Below are 26,254 nucleotides of genomic sequence, written 5' to 3' on the forward strand. Positions count from 1 at the left end.
GTAACATGATGGTTTGCACGCGCCCGTGGCGGAATTGGCAGACGCGCTGGATTTAGGTTCCAGTGTCTTCGGACGTGGGAGTTCAAGTCTCCCCGGGCGCACTTTCGGCCTCGGGGTGGGCGCTGTGCCAGTGCTGCTTTTCGCGCTCGGACTTCCTGTGGTTGCGCACGGCGACAATGCCGATGACTAGGCCAATCACGATGGGGATCCAGATCCTGGAGTACTCCATGAGGAAAACCAGCCACGCGGGTGCCTCGGGCAGGTTGATCTCTGGCCACTCGATGGTGGGGGTGGGCAGGTAGATCTGCGGCAGGGTCGGCACCGGTAGGTAGATCGAGGGCAGGGTGATCTCGACGTCGGGCAGGAACTGCAGCAGCCATTGGAGGATTCGGCCCACGAGCGGGCCAAGGATGATCACGGCCAGCGCCCAGCCGCCTTTGCCCAGGCCCTGTGCCAGGGGATACGCGACCCGTTTGACCGCGCTGGACTCCATCTGGGTGCGGCGTTTGTGCCCGCGGCTTCCCTCCGGCGGGTCGAACTCAACCACAGTCGGGCCCTCGCGGTAATCGACGCTGAGCACGTCGTCGAAGAAGTTCGCCTCAATCGACAGATGGGGTTTCGAGCGATCCGCAACGCCGAAGCTCGAGCGCATTTTCATGCTTGGCGACGCCAGCGGGATGCGCCCCGAGGAGATCGTGGAGTAGCGCGCCACAACGCGCGAGCCCACCCACACCTGTAGTCGCGCCGGCGGGTTGGCGCGCAGATCCCCGAGCCGCTCGCGTATCGACGCCGTAGCTGAAGTGGTCCGAAACTCCCGCGCCGCGTCCTCAGGCGTGGCGGGCCAGTCGGGGTAGAGCTCGGCGAACTCGGCGTCGTAGCCGCGCTCCAGGGTGATCGGGCCGCGTTCCGGGTGGTTCAGTGTCCACACTTCCATGGCTTAGCGCTCACCCTTGGCGGTCAGCGCGCCGCCGAGGGCTCCCCCGAGGGCGCAGACCAGGAGCACGCCGACGGCGTAGATCCACGTGCCGGGGTTGTACATCAACAAGGTGGACACCCAGAACATCGCGGCGGCGGTGAACGGGAAGGACCAGGTGAAGCGGAACCACGTGGCGTCGATAAGCCCAAGCGCGAACGACGCCACTGGGAGGTAGACCAGAAGCGTCGTTGTGGTGGCGCGAGCCTGAAGGCTCAGCGCGAGCAGCGCGGGCACGACGATCAGAGCGGCGAACGCCAAGGCGAAGCTGGAATACTGCCAGCCAGAACGCTCGGGATTGGTCGTCTCAGTGTCTGCCATAGCGCCCACCTTAGGGGCTATGGCAGGCAGTGGCTAACGCTACGCCTGCTTACCCAAACCGCGGCTGAGGGTGGGCCAGGAATCGGCCACGGCCCAGTGGAAGGAGTTCCAGTTGTGGGTGCCCTGCGGGTAGAAGCGCGCGTCGTGATCGATGCCACGCGCGTTCAGGCGCTGGTGCAGCACGTGGGTGCAGATGTTGGAGGCCAGGTCGATGCGCCCGCCGATGGTGACGAAGTTGAAGGCGAGATCCTTGTTGCCCGGGTCCACGATGTTGCCCGTGGTCAGCGACTCCATTCCCGCCAGGCCACTCGGCGAGGAGATGAAGAGGTCCAAATCCTTGCCCTGGAACTCAGGCGAGAGCTTCCTCAGGTTCAGCATCGGATCGTAGGAGCGCGCGTACTCGCCATTCGGGTCGCCCCACACATCCTCGAAGGTCAGCGGGATGTGGGCCGAGGCGAACACGGCGTCGGCGGCGATCTTGCCCAGTGGGCTGGTCGTCGAGGCGCAGCCGGAGATCGAGGCCACGCCGTCGTAGACGCCCGGGTTGTTCTGGGCGAGGGACAGTGCCGAGGTAGCGGACATGGACACGCCCATCACAGCGCGCTTGCCGTTCGCACCGAGGTACTGCTCCACCCCGGCCGGGAGCTCGCGGGCGAGGAAAGTGTCCCACTGGTCAGGGCCCTGGATCCAGTTGGTGTAGTAGGAAAACGCGCCGGAGGTAATCATGACGACGTTGACGCCGCGGGAGGTGTAGAACTCCGCCGCGTCCGTGTAGGCGAACCAGCCGGTGCCAGCGTCAAGGCCGTTGAGCAGGTAGATCGTCGGTGCGTTGTCGCGCAGAGCGGGATCTTTTGGCCGCGCAATCAGCATGCTCTCCCGGCGTCCCATCACCGGCGAGTAGGCCTCGGCGTACTCGACACCGCGGTTACCAATCGCCCACAGCTCTTCAGCGGTGAGCTCGCGGGACGGCTCGGTGAAGATCTGCGCTGGCTGCACGGTCGGCTGCTCGCGGGTAACCAGGGGCGCATCCTCGCCCGACGAGCCGCCCGTCGACGAGCCTGTCGACGACATGGAGGACAGCGGGTTGGGCATTTGCGCAGATGCCACCGCGGGCAGCGTTGCGCCGAGCGCGGCGGTGCACACAGCGGCCGTGAAGCGGGCCGTGAAGCGGGCTCGGCGGGAAGCGGCTGATGTCGGTGTCACGGTTTTCCTATCGACTAACTTTTGTAACAAATGGTTTATGGGTTAGATAGCATAGTTGAGACTTGAAACTATTTCACAAAAGAAAGGAGTGGTGTTACATGTCCTCACGGATCGCTACACCCTTTGACCCCGAGATCTGGGATCCGATTATCGATGCCGTCACAAGCGTCTTCGGCCCGCTCGCACAGCTCAGCGCACCGATTTCCGCTCTGGCCTCATCGACGTTCGGCCTGCTGTAGCGCGTCAACCCTGCTGCGTGGGGTGGCACGAAAACAACGCACGCCAGCGCAAGCGGGACGTGCGTTGATTTCGTTTTTGCGACGCCAGTGTTGTGGCTACACCGGCCAATCGCGCAGAATCCGCTCGACGTGGCCCGAGGCGCGAACGTTGTACTGCAGCTGCTCGATCGTGCCGTCGGCGCCGACGAGGAAGGTCGAGCGGATGACGCCCACGACCGTTTTGCCGTAATTCTGCTTCTCCCCGTACGCGCCCCACTCGCTCATCACCGTCTTCTCGGGATCGGAGAGCAGCTCGATGGTCAGGTCATGGTCGGCACGGAACTTTGCCAAGGCCTCGGGCGCATCCGGGCTGATTCCGATGACGTCGACGCCGGCGTTTTCGAAGTCGCTGAGCTTTTCGGAGAAGTCACACGCCTCTGCCGTACAGCCCGGCGTGTTCGCGCGAGGGTAGAAGTACACCAAAACCTTGCGGCCGGCGTAATCCGACAGGGCGACAGTCTGGCCACGGTCGTTGGTCAGGCTGAAAGCGGGGGCGGGATCTCCAACGTGTAAGCGGGTATTTTCGGTCATGCCTTACGGTTTTACACTAATGTAGGTTTGGAAACCTTTACTAAGAGTTCGCAGACCTGAGGAGTACATCACCGTGGCACGAGATATTGATGACATCGAGCGCGACATCGAGCGCACCCGCGACCAGCTCGCAAGCACCCTCGACGAGATTGCGCACCGCGCGAACCCGTCGACGCTCGCTGACAACGCGAAGGATCAGGCTAAGAACTTCTTCCAGGATGAGACCGTGCAGAAGGTCCTCGTCGGCATCGGCGTCGGTGTTGCTGTGCTGATCGGCATTAAGGCCCTCAACGGCCGCAAGCGCAAGAAGGAGCTCAAGGAGCTGCAGCGCCTGCTGGCTCGTCGCTAGCGCTAACCAGCTTTAACCTGCGCGCCCGCAGCGCGCATCTCATCGAGGGCCCGTGTGGCGCGGGCCTCGTCGACAGGCGAGCACAGCTCTTTCGAGACTCGAACGTCGAAGCCCTCCCGTAAAGCGTCTAGGACTGTCGCCCTGACGCAGTGGTCCGTGGCAATGCCGCACACATCAACCGCGCTGATTCCGGCGCGGTTGAGCCATTCGCCAAGCGCGGTGCCGTCCTCGGTGGCGCCTTCGAAACCCGAGTACGCGGCGCGGTACTGACCCTTGCGGAAGAAGGCCTCAATGTGTGCCGGATCCAGGGGCGCGCGCAGCGCCGCGCCGTCGGAGCCCGCGACGCAGTGCACCGGCCATGAATCCACAAAGTCCGGCTCGGAGGAGAAGTGCGCGCCTGGATCAATGTGCCAGTCTTGGGTCGCCACGACGTGGGCGTAGCCGTGGTCGCCGGAGATAAGCTGCGCGATCGCGGTAGCGACGTCGTCGCCACGCGCGGTGGCGAGGCTGCCGCCGGGGCAAAAATCGTTCTGAACATCGACGATGAGCAGTGCTGTTTTCATAACGCAACGATACACCGCGTGCGGAAAACCCCCGCGCGGATTTCCTCCCGGCGGGGGTGATGTTGTGCGCCATCAGGGAATCGAACCCCGAACCCACTGATTAAGAGTCAGTTGCTCTACCAATTGAGCTAATGGCGCAAACTTGGCCTGCGAAGAACCTGGTTCTTAGCGCGGCTGCCGTTATTGCAACGAAGAAAAATATAGCATCTAGGGTTATATGGGGTGAAATCGGCAGGTCAGGCGCGGTTTGGCCTGCCGGGTGTGTTTGGTTTCGCCCCGGTGCCTAATGGGGATAGGCTAAGGGGCGAAAAGATTGACGCATCACGACGTGCATGACGTGAGTCGGGCGGGAAAGTAGGAACGAGCATTGAAGACTTTGCCACGAGCCCTGAAAAGCACCACCGCTATCGGATTGGCCCTTGCCCTGGGTGTGACCGTGAGCGCCTGCACCATCGGCGAGGTGGAATCCGCCAGTGATTCCAGCGAGCAGACAGCCACGGAGACCACGGAATCGTTTGCGCCGCCCGTGGTGTCCGTTGGGGACGGTGCGACGAAGGTTTCGCCGGTTGAGCCGGTGACCGTGGAGGCGGAGGCGGGCATCCGCTCCGCGCAGATGACTAACGAGTCGGGCAAGGTGGTCAAGTACGAGTTCAACTCCGACATGACGCAGTGGTCCACCGCGGAGCCGCTGGGCTACGGGCGCACCTACACACTCAAGGGCACCGACCGCGACGGGACAAGCTTCGAGCGCACGTTCACCACCGTCGCGCCTGCCGCCCAGTCGTCGGTGTACTTCGCGCTGCAGGAGGGTGCGGAGGTGGGCGTGGGCCAGGCCATCCCGATTCACTTCAGCTACGCCCCGGGGGACAAGGAGAAGGCCCAAGAGGCGATCAAGGTCACCACCTCCAACGACACCGAGGGTGGGTTCTACTGGCAGAGCGACAACGTGGCCATCTGGCGCCCGAAGGACTTCTGGGAGCCGGGCACGCAGGTCACCGTCACGGCGGACATCTACGGTGTCGACCTCGGCGGCGGGGTGTACGGCGCCGATAAGTCGGAGATGTCGTTTACCGTCGGCGACGAGGTGCTGACCACGGTAGATAACGCCACCAAGACCCTGACCGTGACGCGCAACGGCGAGGTCGTGCGTTCCTTCCCGGTCTCGCTGGGCCGCCCGGGCCGCTGGGAGACCCCCAACGGCACGTACGTCGTCGGCGACAAGAACGAATCCATGGTGATGGATTCCACCACCTACGGCTTAAGCCTTGACGCCGGCGGGTACAAGACCCCGGTCAAGTACGCGACCCAGTTGTCGTATTCCGGGATCTACGTGCACTCCGCGCCCTGGGCCCTCGGTGCGCTCGGCTCGTACAACCAGTCCCACGGCTGCATCAACGCCAGCCCGGAGGACGCGCAGTGGTACCAGGCCACCGTCAAGCGAGGCGACCCCGTCAAGGTGGTTAACACCGGCGGGGACACGCTGGCTGGCTGGGACGGACTCGGCTACTGGAACTTGAGCTGGGACGAGCTTAATCCCGACGGGTAGGAGCTCGCAGCGTCGCCCGCGCTTGTATCCGCGCCGATGCGCAAAAGTCGCGTGGCGGTGGCCTGCCACAGCTCGCCCTGCGGGGTGACCATGCCGGTGAGTTGCAGCGGCGCGTCGAAGGGCTGCACCCCGATGGGGACGCGGTGCGTTTCGGCGCCGGTGTCGGCGTCGATGCCCAGCACGCTGACCTCGTGCTCCGCGCTACCGTCGGCACGCGCTGTGGTCAGCGCCCAGATGGTGGAGTCGGCGGTGGTGAGCACGGGAAGCGTGGCGATGCGCGCGTTGGTTTCCCAGGCGCGGACACAGTCGAATCCGTCTGCCGGGTTGGCGACGACGTCGACCTTGGTCAGGCCGCCGGTGTAAGGGGCGTCGTTAGGCACGCTCGGCCCGTCGACGGCGAAGGGCGGGTAGTCAAAGCCGTAGGTCGAGGGGATCCACAGGGTGGTGCCGCGCGCCATGATGCTGTTTTCGGTGCCGGGGCCGCTGGTGGCGAACGCGGGCAACGTACACACGTTCTCGCCGGTCGCGGCGTCGAGGACGAGCAGGTTGGGGGAGTTGTCCGCGTTATCGACGATGGCGATCCACTCGCCGTGATCGCCAAACACCGTCGGCGTGGTTCCCGAGCCCCAGGACAGCTGGCCGGGTTTGCGGCCCGAGCCCCGGTCGTAGGGGTGCCGCCACGCGGTGGTGATTTCGCCGTCGGCGCCGAGGCTGACCTCGTAGAGCGCGTGGTCGGTGAGCACGCTCGCCCCGTTCGGCCGGCCGGTCAGCCCGTTGGCGATGAGCTCGCGGGCTTCGCCTTGCCCGCTTAACGACGCCACTTTCACGCCACCGTCAAGCTCGACGACACCCACGACGGAGTCTTTCGTGGCAAACCACACGCGGCCCTGCCCGTCGGGGGTCACCCCGGCCAGTGCGGCGTCCGTGCCCAAGTCGGGCAGGGAGGTGCGCGAATCTTCCGTCAGCGCCCAGCCACGATCGGTGTGGTTGTAGCCGATGCGCACGATGTCGTGGCCCTCGGCGATGACGACGCGGTCAGCCTCGTCGAGGTAGCCGTAGACGCCCCCGAGGAGGCCGTCTTTGTGCAGCTCGTGGGAGGCGAGCAGTTGGGCGGAATGGGGGTCGAACAGCGCGACCGAGGGGACGATGACGTTGAGCCCGTTTTGGACACCGACGTACTTGGTGCACAAGCCGACGACCATGCCGTCGGAGCCCTGGAACAGCGTCGAGCATGACGCCCCCGGCACGGACCACGCCGACAGGCGAGGGTCGCGCGGCCCGGCCCACGGCACCGAGTCGGTGGAGGAGATGTCGCGGTGCATCAGGCGCGTGCCGGTCGGGGCGGCGGCGTGGGCGGGAGCCAGCGTGGCGAGGCTTAAGGCGGCGGCAGCGCACAGGCTGGCAGTGGCGCGCAAAAGGTGTTTGTGCATGGTGTGGATGCTAACAGGCAGGTTGGCTCGCGCATGCCTTTATATTTAGCGCGAGCGTGTGCATCGACTCAGGATTCGGGCCGAGCGGCACTTGCCAGCAAGTGAGGTAGGTGGGCGTGAACAGCGCAAACCGTTCTGTGTGCCGCTGGAGAATCTACGAAAGTACCGAGTTTCTTCCCGCGCGCGGCGGAGGGCACCTTTGCGCCCTAGCCTTGCAGGCACAATTAACCCCTCTAAGCGCAGGGGAAAAGGAGCGGACATGGTCTGGGTGGGTAACGTCGTGCTGCTGGCCGCTCTGTCGTGGCTGCCGTCAGCGCTTATCTTCGGCGCCCTTTGGTTCTTGGGCTCGCGTATCGACGCCGCCCCCTCGCGCCCGTGGCTCCCCGCAACAGCGGGCCTTGCCGGTGGTTTCTGCCTCGGCCTGCTCATCCTCGGGCCTTTGGCGCAGCACCCGCTGCTCATCGCGCTGGTGATCGTTGGTGTTGTGATCGCCCTGCTGCTCGCTGCTACCCGCGTGGCTTATCGGGCGCCGGTTGCGGGCGGCGCCGCTGTCGTGGTCGGTGCCCACGTGGCCGTCTTCGCGCGTGCTGTGGGCAGTGAAACCCAGGACGTCTTTTGGGCCATGCCAATACTGGACCTCTGGGTGATTCTCGGGGTCCCGCTCGTCCTCGCGGTGGCGGGGTGGCGCTGGCGCGCATCGATGCACCGCGCGGTGTATAAATTTTTGGGGTGGCTGACGGGACTCGAACCCGCGACACCCAGGATCACAACCTGGTGCTCTACCAGCTGAACTACAGCCACCATCGCTGTTTTTGCAGCGGGTTCTACATTAGTATGCGCCCCGGTTATTACAAAAACCGCTGGTAGGCGTCGCGCGCGGCGGTGGACGCCTCGGTTGCTTCCTGCGAGTCGGGCCCCGGCGCCTCAACGAAAACGCTACGCCGGTAGTAGTCCAATTCGCGGATCGATTCGACAATATCCGCCAGCGCGCGGTGCGACATGCCCTTGTCGGGCTGGTTGAAGTATGCCTTGGGGAACCAGCGCCGGGCGAGCTCCTTGACGGTGGAGACGTCGATCATGCGGTAGTGCAGGGCGGCGTCGAGACGCGGCATGTGCGCGCGGATGAACGAGCGGTCGGTGGCGATCGAGTTGCCGGCAAGCGGCGCGGGGTGGGCGGGATCGCAGTGCTTAGCGACGAGCCCCAGCACCGCATCTTCGGCGTCTGCGAGGCTGACCGTCGATGCGGTGATCTCGGGGAGCAGCCCGTTGTCGGTGTGCATGGCGACGACGACCTCGTCCATCTCGGCGAGCTGCGCCTGCGTGGCGTGGACGACGATATCGATACCCTCGCCCAGGATGTTGAGCTCGGCGTCGGTGACAAGCGCGGCGACCTCCACGATGACGTGCTTGTCGGGGTCGAGCCCGGTCATCTCAAGGTCGATCCAGACAATGCGATCGTTTTTATTGGCGATCTCGTGTGACATTTATGCCTCTCCCATCTGCTCGTAGAAGCGTCCCATCAGCGGAGAGAGCCAGCCGCGCGGGGTGTAGGTGGACACGACGTCCATCGCCTTCGACAGTGGTCCGGGCACGACGCGGCGCTTGTTGCGGCGCATGGCGGCCAGGGTGTCTTTCGCGCAAGACTCGTAGGTGGTCCAAAGGAAATCGGGCACAACCTTGTCAACAATTGTCTTTTCCTCGTCCGGAACTACGGCCTCGCGAACGGGGCCGGGGGCCAAAAGGGTGCAGTGCACGCCGGTGCTTTTGAGCTCGTAGTGCAGGGACTCGGTGAACGTGTTCACGCCCGCCTTGGTAAAGACGTAGGTGGAGTTGTTGGGGATAGGCATGTTTCCAGCAGCCGAGCCGACGTTGCACAGCGCGCCCTCGCCGCGCGGCACCATCTGGTCCAGGACAGCCTTGGTGATGCGGAACACCGCGGTGGCGTTGAGGTTGTACTGGTTGACCTCGTAGTCCCAATCGGCCTTCATGAACGGGCCGAAGGAGGCGATGCCGGCGGAGTTGACGCAGATGGTTACCGTGCGGTTATGGATGTGCTCGATAAGGGCCGTGACGTCGCGTTCCTTTGAGAGGTCGGCGGCGAAGACGTCGCAGTTGACGCCGTGGCGGGCCGAGAGGGCGTCGGCAAGCTGCATGAGCACGTCCTCACGGCGCGCGACAAGGATGAGGTTGTAGCCGGCGGAGGCAAGGTAGCGGGCGATGGCTTCGCCGATGCCTTGCGACGCGCCGGTGACCAGCGCATAGGAGTCGATGGAAGGGGCAGGGAAAGTCATGCTGCCCACAGTACTAGTCGTAGACGACCTCGAAGATGTCGCCGGGCTGGCAGTCGAGGGCTTCGCACAGGGCGCTGAGGGTGGTGAAGCGAACCGCCTTCGCCCGGTTGTTGCGCAGCACGGAGAGGTTGACCGGGGTGATGCCGACCTGTTCGGCGAGCGCGGCACCCGTGATTCCTTTGGCCTCGATGAGGGCGTCGAGGCGGCAGACGACGCGGGGTGTCTTAGACAAGGCCGTCAACCTCCTCTTCGAGAGCCTTGCCACGCTGGAGAACAGCTTCGAATGCGATGAGCGTAGCCATGAGGATGATCGCGGGGCTGAGGTCAGACAGGGGTGTGCCCGATCCGGTGTTCCACCACGAATCGACTCCGAGGACGAAGGCCGCGTGGTTGTTGGCCAGGCCTTCGATGCCGAGGCGCGCGATGATCCAGACGACAATCCCGTAGCTGGCGAAGCGCAGCGACTTGGTCACGGTGGTGGAAAACAGCGTGCCACGAAGCATTGAGGCAAACGCCCTGGTGAGGAATGCGGCGATGGCGATGAGCGAGGCGTATTTGAGCGCGAAGGCAACGACGTAGGCGATGACAATAGCGCGCGGAAGTGCCGCCACGGCTAACCCGTCGGACAGCGCGGGAGAGAGGCGGGTGATGACAATCCCGTTAGAAAACATCTGGTAGATCTCCGGGATGCACCAGAGGATGACGACGAAGGCGACGGCGATGAGCGCTTCTTTAAAGCTCTTGGTGGCTGGGGTTGCGGGGTGGGCGGTTTGGGCCATGATGCCTCTTGACAGAAAGAGTGTATCGACAATCGATATGCGTGCAAGGGGGAGAAGGAAAATTCAGCGCGGCCTCGACGTCCAGCCCGCCGCCAGCGTGGCCGCCGTCGCCACACAGCCCACCACCGCCAAGACCAGCACGTTGCCCTTAGGCACAGCGAGGACAAGTGCATAAGCCGCCAAGTACAACGCCACGAGGCGCCAACTAAAGGGCGGATCCGGCCGGACCGGCTGCTTTAAAGCCGCCCGCACCGGCCTGCGACGCCGGGTCACCTCGAGGCCAATAGCCAGCGCCAGCGCCAGGAGGGCGGGCACTAGGGCCCACACGCTGCGCTGCATAGCCAGGAACACGGCCAGACCGAAACACAGCGCCGCCGGCACCACCCATGCCCACGATGAGGGGCGGCGGGTGGCCCGGCGGCGAATGCTCTCTAAGGCGTCGAGCGCTTCACGCTCGCGAGCTGCATCAACCTGCGGGCCGCTCAGTTACAACTGCGAGCGGTTGTTACCGTCGTCGAGGCCTTCCTCAACCTGCCCGGTGCGCGCTTCCGTGTTGGGGTGCTCGTCGAGGTGGCCCTCGTCAGTGGTCGCGGTCTCGTTCTCCGCGTTCTCGAAGTCGTCGACGGAGTTGAAGTTCGTCGGGGAGTTGCCGATGCGCGTCACGGCGGCGTCGAGAAGCTTCTCCTTCTCCGACGACTGGCTGCGGTCAGAATCCTGAGCCATCTACTTCTCCTCCTCAGTGGAGACTTCCTCCTGGAACTGCTCGTCGGCGTCCGGATCGATGAGGTCGTTGATGCTGTCTTCGTTATTCGGGGTGTTCTTCTCGGTCATGTCCAAGCCTCCTTCAATGGGTTATGAGCTTCAAGCTTAGCGACGCCTCGCCCACGCCGCCGTCACAGCGACGCAGCCAACCGGGTGCCCTGGTCGATCGCGCGCTTGGCATCCAGCTCTGCGGCGACGTCCGCGCCACCAATCAGGTGGGCCTTGACGCCGCGGGCGAGCAGCTCGTCGTAGGGCTCGCGAAGCGACTCCTGGCCAGTACAGATCACGACGTTGTCCACATCCAGCGTGCGCTCCTCGCCGTCGACGGTGATGTGCAGGCCGGCGTCGTCAATGCGGTGATACGTCACGCCGGGTAGCATCTCCACCCCGCGGTGCATTAACTCGGCGCGGTGAATCCAGCCGGTTGTGCGGCCCAGGTTCTCGCCGACCTTGGAGGTCTTGCGCTGCATGAGCGCCACACGCCGTGCCGGGCGGGTGCGTTCGGGCGCCTTCAGCCCGCCGGGGGTGGTGTAGTCCGTGTCCACGCCCCACGCGTCGAAGAAGGCCTCCGGGTCCCGGCTAGTGTCGCGCTCGGGCTCAGTGAGGAAGCTCGCGACGTCGAAGCCGATGCCGCCCGCGCCCAAAATCGCGACCGTCTCGCCCACCTCCGCGCGCTCTCGCAGGACCTCTAGATAGCTCAACACCTTTGGGTGATCAAGGCCCTCGATGTCCGGTACCCGCGGGGTCACGCCGGTTGCGACGACGACCTCGTCGTAGCCCTCAAGGTCGTCGGCGCTCACGCGGGTATTCAGGCGCACGTCCACGCCCTCGGCTGCAAGCATGTTGGTGAAGTAGCGGACGGTCTCGTCGAACTCCTGCTTGCCGGGAATCCGCCTGGCGACGTTGAGCTGGCCGCCGACATTGGGGGAGGCGTCGAAAAGCGTGACGGCGTGGCCTCTCTGCGCGGCGGTGACGGCGCACGACAGCCCGGCTGGTCCAGCGCCTACGACCGCGATGCGCTTTGGCGACTCGGTCGGGGCGATCACCAGCTCGGTCTCGTGGCCCGCACGCGGGTTAACCAGGCACGTCGCCACCTTCATGGAGAAGGTGTGGTCTAGGCACGCCTGGTTGCAGGCGATGCAGGTGTTGATCATGTCGGCCTTGCCGGCGGCGGCCTTGCTCACAAACTCCGCGTCCGCGAGGAACGGCCGAGCCATGGAGACCATGTCGGCGTAGCCCTGTGCGAGCAGCTCCTCCGCCTTGCCGGGGGTGTTGATTCGGTTCGAGGTCACCAGGGGGAGGTGGAAAGCGCCTTGCTTGCGGGCCTTCATCAGCTCCCGCGTCACCCACGCCCACGCACCGCGCGGCACCGAGGTGGCGATCGTGGGCACGCGCGCCTCGTGCCAGCCGATGCCGGTGTTCAAAATATCGGCGCCGTCTTCCTCGATCCACGCCGCGAGCTGGATGACCTCGTCCAGCGTCGACCCGTCCGGCACCAGGTCCAGCATGGAAAGCCGGTAGATGATGATGAACTCGGCCCCCACGGCCTCGCGGACGCGGCGCACGATCTCGCGGGCGAAGCGGACGCGGTTTTCGTAAGACCCGCCCCAGCGATCCGTGCGCTTGTTGGTGTGACGCGCGATGAACTGGTTGATCAGGTAGCCCTCGGAGCCCATGATCTCCACGCCGTCGTAGCCTGCGGAGCGGGCCAGGGTGGCGGCGCGGACGAAGTCCTCGATGGTCTGCTCGACCTCCGCGTCGCTCAGCTCGTGCGGGACGAACGGCGCGATCGGCGCCTGGATTGGGCTCGGGCCGACCATCTTGTCGTGGTAGGCGTAGCGCCCGACGTGCAGAATCTGCATTGCAATCCTGCCGCCCTCGGCGTGCACGGCGTCCGTGATCCGGCGATGTTGCTGCGCCTCTTCCTCTGTGGCCATCCGCGCGCCGTGGTGGACGGTGCGCCCGGCGTCGTTAGGCGCGATGCCGCCGGTGACAATGAGGCCCGCGCCGCCGCGTGCGCGCTCGGCGTAGAAGGCTGCGAGGCGATCGAAACCGTGCTCCACCTCTTCGAGGCCGGTGTGCATCGATCCCATGATCACCCTGTTTTTCAGGGTGGTAAATCCGAGGTCAAGGGGCTCAAACAGGTGGGGGTAGGGGCTTGTCATGGTGGGCAGTTTAACAGTCGGCGGGGGTCAAGTCCACGGGAGTGGTGTATCTGCCTTTCGATAAAACAGGCAGCATGACGGTGTCAGGGACCGGCACGAGCCCGGTGTTGAGACTGGCTCATGTGACCTCCTGAACGGTGTCGCCGGCATCGATGACGGCGGCAGCCATCATTGCCTTCGTCTGCTCCAGGTTCGTCAACGACATGTAGCGCTTCTGCTGGATCCTTCTCACTCATGCTGCTCCGCCAACACGGCACCAACCAGGCGGATCACCGCGTCGCGGTTGGGGAAGATCCCCACGACGTCGGTGCGCCGGCGGATCTCCCGGTTCAACCGCTCGGTGGGGTTGTTCGACCAGACCTTTGTCCACACTGCTTTCGGGGCGTGGGTGAACGCGAGTAGCTCATCCAGGGCTTCTTCCAGGTAGTCGGCCACGTGCGGGAACTTCTGCTCACAAAACGCCACCACCTCCCGGGCCTGATCCCATACAGCCCGGGCATCGGGTTGCTGGAAGATCGTCTGGAACATCGCCGACAATGTTGGCCACTGCGTTTTCGGCACTAGACCGGAGAGGTTCTTCGCGAAGTGCGTCCGGCACCGCTGCCAGGACGCGTTCGGCAGCACCTCGCCGATCGCGTGCTGGATGCCCAAGTGTGCGTCGCTGGTGACCAGGTAGACGTCGTTTAGGCCCCGGGCCTTGAGGTCGCGAAAGAAACCCGTCCAGGAGGCCACGGACTCGGATGTGGCGACCTGCATGCCCAACAACTCCCGATACCCTTCGGCATTGACGCCGGTGGCCAGCAGGACGGAAGTCTTGACCACGCGGCCGCCTTCACGGACCTTCATGGTCAACGCGTCGCAGGAAACATAGAGGTAGGGGCCGGTATCCAGGGGTCGGGTGCGGAAATCTTCCACCATCTGATCGAGATCTTTGGCCATGTCTGAGACCTGCGATTTTGAGAGGTTGTTGATCCCCAGGGTGGCGACGAGGTCGTTCATCCTGCGGGTGGAGACACCCTTGAGGTAGCAGGTGGCGATCACGGTGGTCAGGGCCCGTTCTGCTCGGGTGCGTCGTTGCGGCAGCCAGTCCGGGAAGAAGGAACCGGTGCGTAGTTTCGGCACGGCGACGTCGATGGTGCCGACTCTGGTGTCGAGGTCGCGGTGGCGGTAGCCGTTGCGGACGTTGGTGCGGTTGTCACTGACGGTGGCGTAGCCGGCGCCACAAATCTGGTCGGCCTGGGTGGAGAGGATCTGGTTGATGAAGCGCTGGAGCATCTCGCGCATCAGGTCCGGGGAGGCTTGGGCGAGGAGTTCGTCGAGGTAGGTGGTCGGGTCGATAGAATGGGGGCCAGCGGCCATCGTGGTTTCCCTTTCGAGGAAGTGTGGTTACGGATTCGAAAGGTACTGCGGTGGTCGCCTCGTGCATTCATGAGGTCGTCACCGGCAGCTACAGATACACCACGCTAACGGACACTGATAATGGGAGCATCGCAACCGTCGGCGGGGGTGGCCAAGCCCGTTTCAGAGTGAACCCGCACGCCGGACGCCGTGCGCCTGAAAAGCGACGTAGTTAGGTGCCAGAAACTGTAGGGTAGGGGCGTGGATACAACGACGGTAAAGCTCGAGCGCAACGCAGCTGTGGCGACGCTGACCATCACCTCCAAAATGGGCGCGATGGGCCAGGCGTTTTGGGAGGAAGTCCCGCAGGTGCTGGCCAGCCTGAGCGATGCCCGTGTGCTCGTGCTGCGCGGTGAAGCCGTGTTCAGCGCCGGCCTCGACATCAAAGAAAGTGCCGAGCAGATTGTGCCGGCGCTGGGCAACCCCGAAAAGTTCGCCGCTGTTGTCGACCGGATGCACGCCGTGACGGAAGGGGTGGCCGCGCTGCCCATCCCCGTGATCGCCGCCGTCAACGGGTGGTGCATCGGCGCGGGCCTCGAGCTCATCGCGGCCGCGGACATCCGCCTGTGCAGCTCCGATGCCCGCTTCAGCCTGCCGGAAGTCAAGCTTGGAATCACCGCGGACCTCGGCGGGCTGCAGCGGCTCCCGCACATCATTGGCCGCGGCCGCGCAGCCCATTTGGCGCTCACCGGCGAGCCTATCGACGCCCGCACCGCCGAATCCTGGGGGCTTGTCACTGAGGTGCTGGACAGCCCAGATGCGCTCTTGGCGCGCGCCGAAGAGCTGGGCGAGGCGCTCGCGGCGCTACCGCCGAAGGCGCTTGCAGGCACGAAGCGCACGCTTGTCGACGGCCTTGACCACAACCAGAGCATGAAAAACGCGGTGTTGTGGAACGCCCAGCATGTCAGCGTGGACAACCTGCAGGCAGCACTGTCCAAAAACAGCACTGGCAGGTAAAGCGCCTTTTAATGCGCCGCGATCTCGCGCAGCGCCGCGACATGGCCGTCGAAGGCCTCCTTGCCCTTGCGCGTGAGCGTGACCCACACGGTGTCCTTGGCGCGGGTGGAGCCGTATTCGCGGAAGCGGGTGATGTACCCGTGTTCTTCGAGGGCGGAAAGCTGCTTGGACAAGGTGGTATCGGAAAGCCCGGTGACCTCGCGCAGGTGGGCGAAACGCATCTCGTAGCGCACGTCGCCTTCGGTGGCTCCGGCGGCGGATAGCGCGGCGCAGACTTTCAGCCGGCCCACGGGGTGGATGACGGGATCAAGCTGCACGGCCACTCCACTCCCACCAGTACAAAACGGAAAACGCTGCGGTGGAAACCACCCCTGCGACGATCGCCCAGGTCACTGACCCCTTGGGCAGCAAGATGAGGGCGAAGAATAGAAAAGGGCCAACCAAAGCGCTGCGGGAAACCTGAGGTTCGGGCTTGACCTCCTGCTTCAGCGTCGGGCGAACCCCGCGATTCCTGCTGTCGGTGTACGCGATGGCGATCAGCAGGACTGCCCAGGCCACAAAGAGCGCATACCCCCAGAGGCTGCCGTAGACCACCAGACCCATGGAAGCGCCCAGCAGGAGGGAGACCGCGAAGCCCACCCACAGGGGCACCCGGCGCTGGCCCGAACGGCGCTCGACCGAGCGTTCTACCTCCTCGACGGCCTGAAGCGCCTCTTTCACATCGTTACTTTCCATAGTGGAAAGTATAGGACGGGTGGCGCTTCGGGTAAAGGCCTAAATCTCGTGCATTTCCTTGTTCACCGTTTCGGGCGCCCACACGATGGCGGCGAGCGAAATCACGGTCACCACGGCGAGGTAGATACCCACGGCCTGTGGGCCATAGGAGGCGTTGAGCGCAGTGGCGATAAAGGGAGCGATGGCAGCGCCGAGGATGGACGAGACGTTATAGGAAACGCCCGATCCCGTGTAGCGAACGTTGGACGGGAAGAGCTCCGGCAGGATGGCGGACATCGGCCCGAAAATCATCCCCATCAGGACCATTCCGAGAAACAGGAACACCTCGAGGGAGACCATGGTGAAGCTCTCCGGGTTGAGCAGCCAGCCAAAGCTCAGGCCGTAGATGATGATGGCCACGGAGGTCAGGCCAAGCACGGGGCGCCGGCCGTAGGTGTCTGCCAGGCGGCAGGCAACCGGGATGCCGAGCATGAAGCCGAAGATGCAGACGAGCTGGAGCTTGAGGAAGTCGACGTAGGGGATACCCAGGCCAACCCCTTCGGCGGCCGAGCCAATGCCGTAGGACAGAAACCACGTGGTCACGAGGTAGAACAGGGTGTAGCACCCCACCATCACGAGCGTGCCCTGGATCAGCGGGCGCCACGCGGTGGAGAACACCTCGGCGATGGGGGAGGAGACCTTCTTGTCATTAGCCAGTGCGTGCTGGAACACCGGGGTTTCCTCGATGCTCAGGCGAACCCACAGCCCCACGGCGACCATGACCGCGGACATGAGGAAGGGAATGCGCCAGCCCCACGACATGAACGCGCCTTCAAGGTCCCCGCTGGTGTGGCCCAGCCAGGTGACCAGCACGAGGAAGAACCCGTTGGCGAGCAGGAATCCGAACGGTGCACCCAGCTGCGGCCACATCGCGGCCCAGGCGCGGCGACCCTTCGCGGCGGTTTCGGTGGACAGGAGCGCCGCCCCCGACCACTCGCCGCCGAGCCCGAGGCCTTGGCAGAAGCGCATCAGCGCGAGCAGCGCCGGGGCCCAGATGCCCACTTGTGCGTACGTGGGCAGAAGGCCGATGATGAAGGTTGCGATGCCCATGGTGAGAAGTGCAAAGACGAGGGTTGCTTTACGCCCGACGCGGTCGCCGAAGTGGCCGAAGACGATCGAGCCGAGGGGCCGGGCGATGAACGCGAGGCCGAAGGTGGCGAAGGACTGCAGTAGTGCGACGGTGTCGCTTTCGGCTTTGGGGAAGAACAAAAAGGGAAATACGGCAACGGCTGCGGTGGCGTAGGCGTAGAAGTCGTAGAACTCAATGGTGGTGCCAATGGTCGAGGCCAGGCGCACTTTCGCGCGCTCCGCCGCGCTTGCCTGCTGGGGCACCGCGGGTGTGGACGCGTGCGTGCCGACGGTTGAACTCACAATCCCAATCCCTTCACTATTCGGTTCTTCTCGTTTTATGGGATGTGGATTTTACTCCGTGGAATACGTATCGCGCGTTTGGGGGGTTGGGGTGCGGCGGGGCAGCTCTTCGACAAGCAAAAACCGGCCCACGAAAATAATTTCCAAGCGCCGGTTGGTCAAGCATGTCGCGACTGAGGACAAAAGCGCCCCCAGCAGGACTCGAACCCGCGACCAGCCGGGTAGAAACCGGATGCTCTAATCCACTGAGCTATGGGGGCAGCGCACGGCCCGGGTGTGCCCCAGCGTGCGAGTTAAAGAGTATAGCGCAGCGCGCCGGTGTGTCCCGCTTCCGGTTATGCCGCGACCTCCATCGAAAGTATGGTGTGAAGGTATGTCACACAACGGGTCGCACACGAGGCAGTCAACGGCGGCGGTCAAGGTCGCGTGGCCCTTCTACGGGGCGGCGCTGCTTGTCGCTGCGCTCGTGGCTGGAACGGTGGCGACTTTATTTTCCAACGACTCGCTCGCCGCGCTCGGCATCCCGGACCCCGGAATCGTGACCATCTTCGGCCTACCCGCCCTGCGCGCCACGGCGTGGATGTGCGCCGCCCTGGCCGCGGGGTCGTTCCTCTTCTCGGCATTTCTCATCCCGCCGCGGCGCACTGGCGAGGACCTCAACGGCGCCCGGCTCAGCGTCGACGGGGTGATTGCGGCGCGCACGGCGGGGTGGGCGTCGTTAAGCGTGTGCTTGATTGCGCTGCTCATGATTCCGCTCGTGCTTTCCGACGTCTCCGGCACCCCGCTGAGCCAGGTCCTGTTCGCGCCGTCGGCGTGGGCGACTGCGCTCGAGCAGGTCGCCGATGCGCAGGTGTGGCTCGGCGTGGCCGCCATCGCCGGTGTCGTCGGCGTCGTCGCCCTAACCGCCCACTCCTGGTGGGCGCAGGTTGCGCTGCTGATCGGCTCTCTGGTCACGATTATGCCGCTGGGTTTGACGGGCCACTCCGCCACCGGCGGCGACCACGACTACGGCACGAACTCCTTCCTCTGGCACCTGGTGTTCATGCTGCTGTGGATCGGCGCGCTCATGGCGCTCGTCGCCTACGGGCGTCGGCTGGGGCCGCACCTGGAAAGCGCCGCGCGCCGCTACTCGCAGGTGACGCTGTTTTCCTTCTTGGTCATGCTGATCTCGGGCTTGATTAATGCGTCGATACGCGTGCGGCCCGAGGACCTGCTGCAGTACAACTACGGGCTTGTGCTCATCGCCAAGACAGTCGCACTGTTGGTGCTGGGGCTGCTCGGCTACGCGCACCGCTCGATCACCATCCCGCGCCTGGGCACAGACCGTGGCGCGTTCACGCGCCTCGCCGCAGTGGAGGTGCTCGTCATGGCCGCCGTGACCGGCGTCGCCGTCACCCTCGGGCGCACGCCGCCGCCCCCGCCGCGCACCATCGATCTAAGCGAGATGGAGCTGCAGATGGGCTACAACCTCAACGAGCCGCTGACCGTGACTAACTGGTTGGGCCAGTGGCGCTTCGAGCTGCTCTACAGCGTCATCGCGCTGCTGCTCGCGCTCTACTACCTGCACCTTGTCCGCCGCGTGGACGGCTGGCGCCACACGCGCACCGCGTGGTGGCTCCTCGGCTGCGCCACGATCGTGGTCACCCTGTCCTCGGGCGTGGGCATGCACATGCCGGCGTCGTACTCCGCGCACATGATCGTGCACATGATCCTGTCCATGGCCGTGCCCGTTCTGCTCGTGCTCGGCGCGCCGCTGACCCTGGTTGCGGCCGCGTACCCGGCCGGAGAGTTCAACCCGCGCATGTGGGTGGAATCCTTCCAGCGCTCGCGGTTTCTGCGCGTGATTACGTGGCCGCCGGTGTCGCTGGCGCAGTTCGTCTTCTTCTTCTACATCCTTTACATCTCCATCCCGCTCTATGAGCTGATGATCTCCGAGCACGCGGGCCACGTGATCATGAACGGGGTGTTCCTGCTCTCCGGGTACTTCTACTTCTGGGAGCTCATCGGGCCCGACCACATTGAGGGGCGCGCCAGCGCGAAGGTGCGGCTTGCGTGGCTGTGGGTGTCCATGCCGATCCACCTGTTCATGGGTGTTTACCTCATGCAGCTGGGCGTGATCATGGGCGAAGACTTCTACAACTCGCTGAACCTGCCGTGGGATCCGGACCTGCTCGCGGACCAGAAGGCCGGCGGCGGCATCGCCTGGGCGTCGGGGTCGTTCCCGCTGACCGTCGTGTTCGCCGTTCTGTTTTACCTGTGGTGGCGCGAGGATAAGACCGAGACCCGCGAGCTGGACCGGCGCGCCGAGGAGACGGATGACGAGGAATGGCGCCGCTACAACGAGATGCTCGCGCAATATACCCAAAAAAGCGGTGGGCGCAAGTAAACGGCGAACACGCCGCGAAATCTGTGGATAACCCCCGGGTTATCCACAGGCTTGTCGACGACCCCACCACCGCGTCGCCCCAGCGTGCAAGCATGCACCTACCGCGGGGTTAAACGCCGCGCGTCAGCACACGCCACCAACGAGAAAAAAAAGGGGGCTCTCTCGTGAGCCAGATGCACATTACCGTTTCCGGGAACCTGATCTTCGAACCAGAGATGCTGCACTTCGACAGCAACAAGTACCTGACCAAATTCCGCGTCGCCTCGTCCCGGCGCTTCCGCACCGATGAGCTCGACAAGAACCAGCGCCCGATCTGGCAAGAGACCGACACGCTCTACCTCGACGTGGAGTGCTGGGGACAGCTCGCCATCAACGCCAAGGCCTCTCTATTCAAGGGCGCGCCCGTGCTTCTAATCGGGTCCCTGATCACGGACTCCTGGACCGATCCCACGCAGTTCGACGAGGACGGCAAACCGGCCACGCGGCAGAAGATTTTGCTCAAGGCCTCCAAGGTTGCTTTCGATCTGGGCAACTACCAGGTGTCCTCGCAGAAGACGACCAACCAGTCGAACACGCCGGAGGGCATGGCACCGGTGGCGCTGAAGACCGGCGAGGACCTCGCCCCGGAGACGACGCCGACGCGCAGCAGCGCCGAGGACCTCGTTGGCCAGGGCAGCCCGGTGCGCAGCGACTCCGGGCTGAGCTTCGCCGACGCGGCTGTCGACGGCGAGGAGGCTCCCTTCTAGCGGGGCCGATTCCGCCCCGTGATGTACCCTAAGTGGAGAATTGTTTCCATCAACAGGGCACATAAGGGGAAAAACTAAGTGGCTGAGTTCATCTACACGATGAAGAACGTTCGCAGGGCCATCGGTGACAAGGTCATTCTCGACAACGTCACCATGGCCTTCTACCCCGGCGCAAAAATTGGTGTCGTCGGGCCCAACGGCGCCGGTAAGTCGTCGCTGCTCAAGATCATGGCCGGCATGGACCAGCCGAACAACGGCGAGGCCTTCCTCGACCCGGGCGCAACCGTGGGCATCCTGCTGCAGGAGCCGCCCCTGAATGAGGACAAGACGGTGCGCGAAAACGTCGAGGAGGGCCTCGGCGACATCTTCGAGAAGAAGCAGCGCTTCGAGGAAATCGCCGAGGAGATGGCCACCAACTACACCGACGAGTTGATGGAGGAAATGGGCAAGCTACAGGAAGCCCTCGACGCCGCCGACGCGTGGGAGGTCGACTCCAAGATTGAGCAGGCCATGGAGGCTCTGCGCTGCCCGCCGTCCGACGCGCCCGTGACCCACCTCTCCGGTGGCGAGCGCCGCCGCGTCGCCCTGGCCAAGCTGCTGCTCTCCGAGCCGGACCTGCTGCTTCTCGACGAGCCCACCAACCACCTCGACGCCGAGAGCGTGTTGTGGCTGGAGCGCCACCTGCAGGACTACAAGGGTGCCGTCTTGGCGATCACACACGACCGCTACTTCCTGGATAACGTCGCCGAGTGGATCTGCGAGGTCGACCGCGGCAAGCTCTACCCCTACGAGGGCAACTACTCCACCTACCTGGAGAAGAAGGCGGAGCGCCTCGAGGTCAGCGGCAAGAAGGACCAGAAGCTGCAGAAGCGCCTGAAGAACGAGCTGGACTGGGTGCGCTCCTCGCCGAAGGCCCGCCAGGCGAAGAACAAGGCTCGCCTGGAGCGCTACGAGGAGATGGCTGCCGAGGCCGAGCAGTATCGCAAGCTCGACTTCGAAGAAATCCAGATTCCGACCCCGCCGCGACTGGGCAACAAGGTCGTCGAGGTCACCAACCTGGAGAAGGGCTTCGATGGGCGCATCCTCATCGACGACCTGTCTTTTACCTTGCCGCGCAACGGCATCGTCGGCGTGATCGGCCCGAACGGCGTGGGCAAGACCACGCTGTTCAAGACCATCGTCGGGCTCGAGCAGCCGGACGCCGGCCAGGTCCAGGTGGGCGAGACGGTCCAGCTGTCCTACGTGGACCAGAACCGCGCTAACATCGACCCGGAAAAGACGGTGTGGGAGGTTGTCTCCGATGGCCTGGATTACATCCACGTCGGCCAAAACGAGATGCCCTCGCGCGCCTACCTGTCCGCATTCGGGTTCAAGGGCCCGGATCAGCAGAAGCCGTCGAAGGTGCTCTCGGGTGGTGAGCGCAACCGCCTCAACCTGGCGCTGACGCTGAAGCAGGGCGGCAACCTGATCCTGCTCGATGAGCCGACCAACGACCTCGACGTGGAAACCCTCAGCTCGCTGGAGAACGCGCTGCAGAAGTTCCCGGGCTGCGCAGTGGTCATCTCGCACGACCGCTGGTTCCTGGACCGTACCTGCACCCACATCCTCGCGTGGGAGGGCAACATCGAGGAAGGCAAGTGGTTCTGGTTCGAGGGCAACTTCGGCGACTATGAGAAGAACAAGGTCGAGCGCCTCGGTGAGGAGGCCGCGAAGCCTTCGCGCGTCACCCACCGCAGGCTGACCCGCTAAGAACCACCGGCTCTTCAAAAAAGAGCCGCGAGACGAGGAGGACGTATGACTGAGACCACTTCCACGACCAAGACCCACGAGTTCCGCCTGCCGGTTCGCTGGGGCGACTTCGACCGCTACGGCCACGTCAACAACGCCGTCTACATCGAGTACGCCCAGGAGGCGCGCCTGGCGTTTGCGACGGAGTTCTTCGGCACCTCGGGCTCGTTCCAGGTGTTCGTGCGCCACATTGAGGCCGACTTCACCCGCCCCGTCATGCCGGACACCACGGAGATCCTCGTGCGCACCGAGGTGATCAAGGTGGGTAACACCTCGTTTACCACGCGCCAGGACATCATCGACCGGCACGGCAACGTGTGCTGCTCCGTCACCAGCGTCCTCGTTGTGGTCGACGTGAAGACCGCAACCCCCCGCGCGATCACCGAGAAGGAGATGGGGATTCTGACCTCCGGCGCCGCCAAGGAAGGCGAGTGAGCGTCGAGTCGCTCACTGTCACCGACGGCCGCCCGGGCTTGATCTCGCTGGTCGGCCGGGCCGTGGGGCTCGACGCCTCAGCGACAGCGCGGTTTGCCCAGCGTGACGACGACCACGTCGACGTCTTCGTCACCACCCCGTTCGACTGCGTCGCCTCCCGGCGCATCGTCGGTGTGGCGTCCCGCGACGGCGCGGCCGTGGCCGCGAGCGACCTGCTCAACGCCCTGCAGGCGGAGGTGGCCCGCGTGGGCACAGCGCGCGACCCCAATTGGCCAGGAGCCCTGCCCCCGCGCGAAGGTTTCAGCGAGCGCGATGTCGTCCCCGTCACCGTTGTGCGCCACCTCGCGGACGAAGGCCGCGCGCTCGCGCGGCAGTTCTCCGGCCCGCTCGGCCCTCCCGCCTCACTGCTGAACCAGACCGTGCTCACCGCCGACGCCGACTCCGGGTCCCCGGTGGAAATCCCGATGCGCATGATATTCACGTGTACCGCTCTCGGGCTCATCCCCGGCTTCGCCGCACCCGTCGAGGTTCCCCGTCACCTGCGGATCTCCACGGCGGGGCGCTGGGTGCGTGTCGACGCCCCCTTCGGCACCGTCTACCACTCCGCCTCGCTGGGACTGTTCGTCTAGCCGAAGAGGTGGCGCAGGTGCGCGGAGCCAAACACCCAGTTCGGGTCCATCGCTTCGCGCAGGGCGCAGAACTCATCGAAGCGCGGGTAGATCTCGGAGAAGTCCGCCCGCCCCATCGTGTGCATCTTGCCCCAGTGCGGGCGCCCGCCGGCGGCGCGCAGGATCTCCTCGAAGCGCGGGAAATAGTTCGCCGGGTTCATCGCCTTGGGCACGTGGATCGCGATGTACATCGACTCCCGGCCCGTCGAGCTCGACAGGGCGACCTCGTCGGCGGCGGTGGAGCGCAGCTCGAAGGGGAAGGGGATCAGCCAGCCGCGGTCATCGATTTCTCGTTGCAGCTCGCGCACGATCCCGGGGCCGTCGGCAAGCGGCACGGCGAACTCCATCTCGTGGAAGCGCACGCGCCGCGGCGAGGCGAAAACCTCGTGGGCGCGCGAGCGGTAGGTGGTCGCGCCCATCGCGGCGACGGAGATCGCGTTGAGCCGCGGGATGGCCGCGGGCACGCGGCGGGTGAACGCCAGCGAGGCGGCGAACACGCCGTTGCCGATGACCTCCTCCTCAAAGGCGCGGGTCAGCCAGGTGCGCGGGCGGGGCTCACCGTCCGGTGCGGGGGCCGTTGGCTCGAGGCTGGTGTTGCTCTTGACCATCGCGCGGTCGGTGTGCGGGAACCAGAAGGCCTCGTAGTGGTCGACGGCGCGGGTGCGCTCCTCCCAGGTGTCGAGGACCTCGGTGAAGTCCTCGGCGCCCTCGACGGCGAGCAGGTCAAAGGAGTCCACGCACTGCATCTCCACCTCCACGATTATGCCGAGCGCGCCCAGCGACACCGTGACCAGGCGAAGCGCATCGGGGTCGTCGTCGAAGGCAAAGGAGTGGAGGTTGCCTGAGGCGTCGATAAGCGATAATGCGGTGACCGTGCCGGCGAAACCTGTGTAACCGATGCCGGTGCCGTGGGTCGAGGTGGAGATCGCGCCCGCGATCGATTGGGTGTCGATGTCTCCCTGGTTGGCCAGTGCGAGGCCGAAGGGGGCGAGGAGCTGCGGGACGTGGTGCAGGCGGGTGCCGGCGAGGAAGCGCACGCGCTTGCGGGCGCGGTCGACTTTCACGACGCCGGAGAGGTTGTCCAGGCTCATCATGTCCTGCTCGCCGGCGGCGACGGGGGTAAAGGAGTGGCCGCCGCCGACGGGCCGGATGCTGCGGCCCGCGGGCAGGCTGCTTACGATGGCCGCGACCTCATCGATCGTGGCGGGGTAGTGGACGCGATCGGGGTGCGTGGTCACCGACCCAGCCCAGTTTCGGAACTTCCCATTCTTTAGTGTTCGGCTCATCGCAGGGTCCATCCTTGTCTTCTGTAGGTGTCCCACTCGTGGTGGGTGCCATCCGCATCAACCGCGATCATGCGGTCGACGTGCTCTGTCATCTCGCCGGCCTTCGCGTGGCGGAACCAGACCGGATCGCCGATGCGCAGCTCGCGCGCCGCGCTGCCGTGCAGCGGGGTCTGCACCTCGCCCGCGCCCTCGGTAGCGGAGTAGCCCAGCCCCGGCGGGTAGACGGGCACGGGCACCCGGTCGGCGCCGGGCGGGCCGGAGGCGATCCAGCCGCCGGAATTGACGGTGGCCCAGCCCGGCGCGGGCAGGCGAGAGACCTGGCAGACGAAAAACGCCGCCGGGACGTGGTCGATGTCGGAGAAGTTGTCGAAAATAACCGGGGTGTAAAACCCGGAGCCGGCAGCGAGCTCCGTCAGCGAGTCGTCGACGGCACTGACATCGAGCGAGCCGGTGCCCCCGCCGTTGACGAACTCTAAGTCGGCGAGCTCGCGCACGGCGGCGACGCAGTCCGCGCGCCGCGGCACGAGCTGCGCCATCGAGGTGGTGCGGAGCAGGCGCTTGACCGCGCCGGCCGCACCCGATTCGGCGTCGGCGACGGAGGCGACCTGGCCTTCGTACCCCATCACGCCTACGAGTCTGAGGGCGGGCCGGTGCAGCACCTCGGCGGCGAGGTCGCGGGCCTGCTCGGGGGTGCGGATCGGGGAGCGGCGCGGGCCAAGCGCGAAGCCGGGGATGCCGGGGACGCGCAGGGTGCAGTCGATGTCCATGCACACGCGCACGGGCCCGGCGCCGGCGGCGGCAGCCACCGCGAGGTCGAGGTGGTCGACGGAGTCGACCATGATGGTGATCTCGCGGCGCAGCGCCTCATCGGCGGCGAGCTGCGCCAGCGCCGCGGTGTGCACGCTGGGGTAGGCGACGACAATGTCTGTGAAACCTTCGCGCACGAGGTTGATTGCCTCGGGCAGGGTGTAGGCGAGGATGCCGCGGTAGCCTTCGTGGTTCAGGGCTCGTCGTAACGCGGCGACGCTGCGCAGCGACTTCGAGGCGACGCGAATCGGCAGGCCGGCGGCGCGCTCGCGCATCCGCGCGGCGTTGTGGTCGAACGCGCGGGTGTCGACCACCGCGCAGGGGGCGGCTATCTCGCCGGAGCTGATCAGGCGCGGTAGAAGCTCGATGAGGTGAGAAGCGGGGCTCGTCGATGCGGTTGGCATACGCACATCGTAGAAAGCGCGGCGCCCGCCCACTAGAGGTTTG

General features: G+C 65.2%; 28 protein-coding genes, 4 tRNA genes and 1 pseudogene. 10 read left to right on the forward strand and 23 right to left on the reverse strand.

Annotated features, from left to right (window positions below; genetic code table 11):
• The first annotated feature begins 19 nt into the window (after window positions 1-19).
• A tRNA-Leu gene (locus tag E3227_RS06220) sits at window positions 20-101 on the forward strand.
• On the opposite strand, the gene E3227_RS06225 is transcribed toward E3227_RS06220, so the two are convergent.
• From E3227_RS06225 to E3227_RS06235, 3 genes are read right to left on the reverse strand one after another with little or no spacing between them, the layout of a single operon-like run.
• Entirely contained in the window at window positions 83-934 is an 852-nt protein-coding gene (locus E3227_RS06225; RefSeq protein WP_144317911.1) for a hypothetical protein, read from the reverse strand. The two genes, E3227_RS06220 and E3227_RS06225, sit on opposite strands and share 19 nt — an antisense overlap.
• 3 nt (window positions 935-937) lie before the next feature.
• On the reverse strand, window positions 938-1,294 hold the full coding sequence (locus E3227_RS06230; RefSeq protein WP_136652880.1) for a hypothetical protein: 357 nt from the start codon (window positions 1,292-1,294) through the stop codon (window positions 938-940).
• 39 nt (window positions 1,295-1,333) lie between these two features.
• Window positions 1,334-2,497 carry an alpha/beta hydrolase gene (locus tag E3227_RS06235; RefSeq protein WP_136652879.1) on the reverse strand — a complete coding sequence of 388 codons (1,164 nt, stop codon included), beginning with the start codon at window positions 2,495-2,497 and terminating at the stop codon, window positions 1,334-1,336.
• Between the two features lie 98 nt (window positions 2,498-2,595).
• On the opposite strand from E3227_RS06235, the gene E3227_RS11460 reads away from it, so the two are divergent.
• Complete coding sequence (locus E3227_RS11460) at window positions 2,596-2,736, forward strand: hypothetical protein (protein ID WP_153257537.1); 141 nt, start codon at window positions 2,596-2,598, stop codon at window positions 2,734-2,736.
• Between the two features lie 96 nt (window positions 2,737-2,832).
• Here the strand turns inward: E3227_RS11460 and bcp are convergent, their stop codons facing one another.
• Window positions 2,833-3,306 (reverse strand): thioredoxin-dependent thiol peroxidase, encoded by a 474-nt coding sequence (gene bcp, locus E3227_RS06240; RefSeq protein WP_136652878.1) that lies wholly within the window; start codon window positions 3,304-3,306, stop codon window positions 2,833-2,835.
• A 73-nt stretch (window positions 3,307-3,379) separates the two neighbouring features.
• Between bcp and E3227_RS06245 the strand changes: the two genes are divergently transcribed.
• On the forward strand, window positions 3,380-3,655 hold the full coding sequence (locus E3227_RS06245) for a DUF3618 domain-containing protein (protein WP_006839710.1): 276 nt from the start codon (window positions 3,380-3,382) through the stop codon (window positions 3,653-3,655).
• 2 nt (window positions 3,656-3,657) lie between these two features.
• Here the strand turns inward: E3227_RS06245 and E3227_RS06250 are convergent, their stop codons facing one another.
• A complete protein-coding gene (locus E3227_RS06250; RefSeq protein WP_136652877.1) occupies window positions 3,658-4,218 on the reverse strand; it encodes a nicotinamidase in 561 nt (186 codons plus the stop codon).
• Between the two features lie 65 nt (window positions 4,219-4,283).
• A tRNA-Lys gene (locus tag E3227_RS06255) sits at window positions 4,284-4,356 on the reverse strand.
• Window positions 4,357-4,585: 229 nt separating this feature from the next.
• Between E3227_RS06255 and E3227_RS06260 the strand changes: the two genes are divergently transcribed.
• Window positions 4,586-5,764 (forward strand): L,D-transpeptidase, encoded by a 1,179-nt coding sequence (locus tag E3227_RS06260; protein WP_311197000.1) that lies wholly within the window; start codon window positions 4,586-4,588, stop codon window positions 5,762-5,764.
• On the opposite strand, the gene E3227_RS06265 is transcribed toward E3227_RS06260, so the two are convergent.
• The 11 genes and pseudogenes from E3227_RS06265 to E3227_RS06315 form a co-directional block, all read right to left on the reverse strand.
• On the reverse strand, window positions 5,722-7,194 hold the full coding sequence (locus E3227_RS06265) for a hypothetical protein (RefSeq protein WP_186366029.1): 1,473 nt from the start codon (window positions 7,192-7,194) through the stop codon (window positions 5,722-5,724). The two genes, E3227_RS06260 and E3227_RS06265, sit on opposite strands and share 43 nt — an antisense overlap.
• A gap of 310 nt (window positions 7,195-7,504) precedes the next feature.
• Complete coding sequence (locus tag E3227_RS06270) at window positions 7,505-7,900, reverse strand: hypothetical protein (protein WP_144317912.1); 396 nt, start codon at window positions 7,898-7,900, stop codon at window positions 7,505-7,507.
• A 19-nt stretch (window positions 7,901-7,919) separates the two neighbouring features.
• A tRNA-His gene (locus E3227_RS06275) sits at window positions 7,920-7,995 on the reverse strand.
• 47 nt (window positions 7,996-8,042) lie between these two features.
• Window positions 8,043-8,678 (reverse strand): oligoribonuclease, encoded by a 636-nt coding sequence (gene orn, locus E3227_RS06280; protein WP_136652875.1) that lies wholly within the window; start codon window positions 8,676-8,678, stop codon window positions 8,043-8,045.
• Entirely contained in the window at window positions 8,679-9,485 is an 807-nt protein-coding gene (gene cmrA, locus E3227_RS06285) for a mycolate reductase (protein ID WP_136652874.1), read from the reverse strand.
• 13 nt (window positions 9,486-9,498) lie between these two features.
• The gene (locus tag E3227_RS06290) at window positions 9,499-9,726 is read right to left on the reverse strand and encodes a helix-turn-helix domain-containing protein (RefSeq protein WP_144317913.1); all 228 of its coding nucleotides are present in this window, start codon (window positions 9,724-9,726) and stop codon (window positions 9,499-9,501) included.
• Entirely contained in the window at window positions 9,710-10,264 is a 555-nt protein-coding gene (locus E3227_RS06295) for a hypothetical protein (RefSeq protein WP_144317914.1), read from the reverse strand. Before E3227_RS06295 ends, E3227_RS06290 begins: the two co-directional genes overlap by 17 nt.
• Window positions 10,265-10,327: 63 nt before the next feature.
• Entirely contained in the window at window positions 10,328-10,615 is a 288-nt protein-coding gene (locus E3227_RS06300; protein WP_144317915.1) for a hypothetical protein, read from the reverse strand.
• A 135-nt stretch (window positions 10,616-10,750) separates the two neighbouring features.
• A complete protein-coding gene (locus tag E3227_RS06305) occupies window positions 10,751-10,987 on the reverse strand; it encodes a hypothetical protein (protein WP_136652871.1) in 237 nt (78 codons plus the stop codon).
• Between the two features lie 170 nt (window positions 10,988-11,157).
• A complete protein-coding gene (locus E3227_RS06310; protein WP_136652870.1) occupies window positions 11,158-13,191 on the reverse strand; it encodes an NADPH-dependent 2,4-dienoyl-CoA reductase in 2,034 nt (677 codons plus the stop codon).
• Between the two features lie 237 nt (window positions 13,192-13,428).
• Window positions 13,429-14,550: pseudogene (locus tag E3227_RS06315) on the reverse strand (IS256 family transposase); the annotation flags it as partial.
• A 240-nt stretch (window positions 14,551-14,790) separates the two neighbouring features.
• On the opposite strand from E3227_RS06315, the gene E3227_RS06320 reads away from it, so the two are divergent.
• Window positions 14,791-15,546 (forward strand): enoyl-CoA hydratase/isomerase family protein, encoded by a 756-nt coding sequence (locus tag E3227_RS06320; RefSeq protein WP_136652869.1) that lies wholly within the window; start codon window positions 14,791-14,793, stop codon window positions 15,544-15,546.
• 8 nt (window positions 15,547-15,554) lie between these two features.
• Here the strand turns inward: E3227_RS06320 and E3227_RS06325 are convergent, their stop codons facing one another.
• The 4 genes from E3227_RS06325 to E3227_RS06340 all read right to left on the reverse strand — a co-directional run bounded on the left by E3227_RS06325 (window position 15,555) and on the right by E3227_RS06340 (window position 17,951).
• Entirely contained in the window at window positions 15,555-15,863 is a 309-nt protein-coding gene (locus E3227_RS06325) for a transcriptional regulator (protein WP_375543044.1), read from the reverse strand.
• A complete protein-coding gene (locus tag E3227_RS06330; protein ID WP_136652867.1) occupies window positions 15,853-16,281 on the reverse strand; it encodes a hypothetical protein in 429 nt (142 codons plus the stop codon). Before E3227_RS06330 ends, E3227_RS06325 begins: the two co-directional genes overlap by 11 nt.
• A gap of 39 nt (window positions 16,282-16,320) precedes the next feature.
• Window positions 16,321-17,691 (reverse strand): MFS transporter, encoded by a 1,371-nt coding sequence (locus E3227_RS06335; protein ID WP_375543043.1) that lies wholly within the window; start codon window positions 17,689-17,691, stop codon window positions 16,321-16,323.
• A 186-nt stretch (window positions 17,692-17,877) separates the two neighbouring features.
• Window positions 17,878-17,951, reverse strand: a tRNA-Arg gene (locus E3227_RS06340).
• Window positions 17,952-18,064: 113 nt separating this feature from the next.
• On the opposite strand from E3227_RS06340, the gene E3227_RS06345 reads away from it, so the two are divergent.
• From E3227_RS06345 to E3227_RS06365, 5 genes are all read left to right on the forward strand, one after another.
• A complete protein-coding gene (locus E3227_RS06345) occupies window positions 18,065-20,077 on the forward strand; it encodes a bifunctional copper resistance protein CopD/cytochrome c oxidase assembly protein (protein WP_144317917.1) in 2,013 nt (670 codons plus the stop codon).
• Window positions 20,078-20,250: 173 nt separating this feature from the next.
• Complete coding sequence (locus tag E3227_RS06350; RefSeq protein ID WP_246062895.1) at window positions 20,251-20,823, forward strand: single-stranded DNA-binding protein; 573 nt, start codon at window positions 20,251-20,253, stop codon at window positions 20,821-20,823.
• A 78-nt stretch (window positions 20,824-20,901) separates the two neighbouring features.
• Window positions 20,902-22,572 (forward strand): energy-dependent translational throttle protein EttA, encoded by a 1,671-nt coding sequence (ettA, locus tag E3227_RS06355; protein WP_144317918.1) that lies wholly within the window; start codon window positions 20,902-20,904, stop codon window positions 22,570-22,572.
• Between the two features lie 45 nt (window positions 22,573-22,617).
• Complete coding sequence (locus E3227_RS06360; RefSeq protein ID WP_144317919.1) at window positions 22,618-23,046, forward strand: acyl-CoA thioesterase; 429 nt, start codon at window positions 22,618-22,620, stop codon at window positions 23,044-23,046.
• The gene (locus tag E3227_RS06365; protein ID WP_136652862.1) at window positions 23,043-23,675 is read left to right on the forward strand and encodes a DUF8185 domain-containing protein; all 633 of its coding nucleotides are present in this window, start codon (window positions 23,043-23,045) and stop codon (window positions 23,673-23,675) included. Before E3227_RS06360 ends, E3227_RS06365 begins: the two co-directional genes overlap by 4 nt.
• On the opposite strand, the gene E3227_RS06370 is transcribed toward E3227_RS06365, so the two are convergent.
• Together E3227_RS06370 and E3227_RS06375 are read right to left on the reverse strand one after the other, a co-directional pair.
• The gene (locus tag E3227_RS06370) at window positions 23,672-25,000 is read right to left on the reverse strand and encodes a D-arabinono-1,4-lactone oxidase (protein ID WP_246062634.1); all 1,329 of its coding nucleotides are present in this window, start codon (window positions 24,998-25,000) and stop codon (window positions 23,672-23,674) included. The genes E3227_RS06365 and E3227_RS06370 overlap by 4 nt on opposite strands.
• On the reverse strand, window positions 24,997-26,211 hold the full coding sequence (locus E3227_RS06375) for an alanine racemase (protein WP_144317921.1): 1,215 nt from the start codon (window positions 26,209-26,211) through the stop codon (window positions 24,997-24,999). The genes E3227_RS06370 and E3227_RS06375 overlap by 4 nt, the downstream gene beginning before the upstream one ends.
• Between the last annotated feature and the right edge of the window lie 43 nt (window positions 26,212-26,254).

The organism is Corynebacterium sanguinis (assembly GCF_007641235.1).
GTDB classification, from domain to species: Bacteria; Actinomycetota; Actinomycetes; order Mycobacteriales; family Mycobacteriaceae; genus Corynebacterium; species Corynebacterium sanguinis.

Excerpts from the sequence above, each read along its gene's own strand:
- E3227_RS06350 (WP_246062895.1), top strand. The coding sequence starts at position 20,251 with ATGCACATTACCGTTTCCGGGAACCTGATCTTCGAACCAGAGATGCTG.
- E3227_RS11460 (WP_153257537.1), top strand. The coding sequence starts at position 2,596 with ATGTCCTCACGGATCGCTACACCCTTTGACCCCGAGATCTGGGATCCG.
- E3227_RS06230 (WP_136652880.1), bottom strand. The coding sequence starts at position 1,294 with ATGGCAGACACTGAGACGACCAATCCCGAGCGTTCTGGCTGGCAGTAT.
- E3227_RS06310 (WP_136652870.1), bottom strand. The coding sequence starts at position 13,191 with ATGACAAGCCCCTACCCCCACCTGTTTGAGCCCCTTGACCTCGGATTT.
- E3227_RS06225 (WP_144317911.1), bottom strand. The coding sequence starts at position 934 with ATGGAAGTGTGGACACTGAACCACCCGGAACGCGGCCCGATCACCCTG.
- E3227_RS06305 (WP_136652871.1), bottom strand. The coding sequence starts at position 10,987 with ATGGCTCAGGATTCTGACCGCAGCCAGTCGTCGGAGAAGGAGAAGCTT.
- E3227_RS06370 (WP_246062634.1), bottom strand. The coding sequence starts at position 25,000 with ATGAGCCGAACACTAAAGAATGGGAAGTTCCGAAACTGGGCTGGGTCG.
- E3227_RS06360 (WP_144317919.1), top strand. The coding sequence starts at position 22,618 with ATGACTGAGACCACTTCCACGACCAAGACCCACGAGTTCCGCCTGCCG.
- E3227_RS06375 (WP_144317921.1), bottom strand. The coding sequence starts at position 26,211 with ATGCCAACCGCATCGACGAGCCCCGCTTCTCACCTCATCGAGCTTCTA.
- E3227_RS06345 (WP_144317917.1), top strand. The coding sequence starts at position 18,065 with ATGTCACACAACGGGTCGCACACGAGGCAGTCAACGGCGGCGGTCAAG.
- E3227_RS06265 (WP_186366029.1), bottom strand. The coding sequence starts at position 7,194 with ATGCACAAACACCTTTTGCGCGCCACTGCCAGCCTGTGCGCTGCCGCC.
- orn (WP_136652875.1), bottom strand. The coding sequence starts at position 8,678 with ATGTCACACGAGATCGCCAATAAAAACGATCGCATTGTCTGGATCGAC.
- E3227_RS06250 (WP_136652877.1), bottom strand. The coding sequence starts at position 4,218 with ATGAAAACAGCACTGCTCATCGTCGATGTTCAGAACGATTTTTGCCCC.
- E3227_RS06295 (WP_144317914.1), bottom strand. The coding sequence starts at position 10,264 with ATGGCCCAAACCGCCCACCCCGCAACCCCAGCCACCAAGAGCTTTAAA.
- E3227_RS06330 (WP_136652867.1), bottom strand. The coding sequence starts at position 16,281 with ATGGAAAGTAACGATGTGAAAGAGGCGCTTCAGGCCGTCGAGGAGGTA.
- bcp (WP_136652878.1), bottom strand. The coding sequence starts at position 3,306 with ATGACCGAAAATACCCGCTTACACGTTGGAGATCCCGCCCCCGCTTTC.
- cmrA (WP_136652874.1), bottom strand. The coding sequence starts at position 9,485 with ATGACTTTCCCTGCCCCTTCCATCGACTCCTATGCGCTGGTCACCGGC.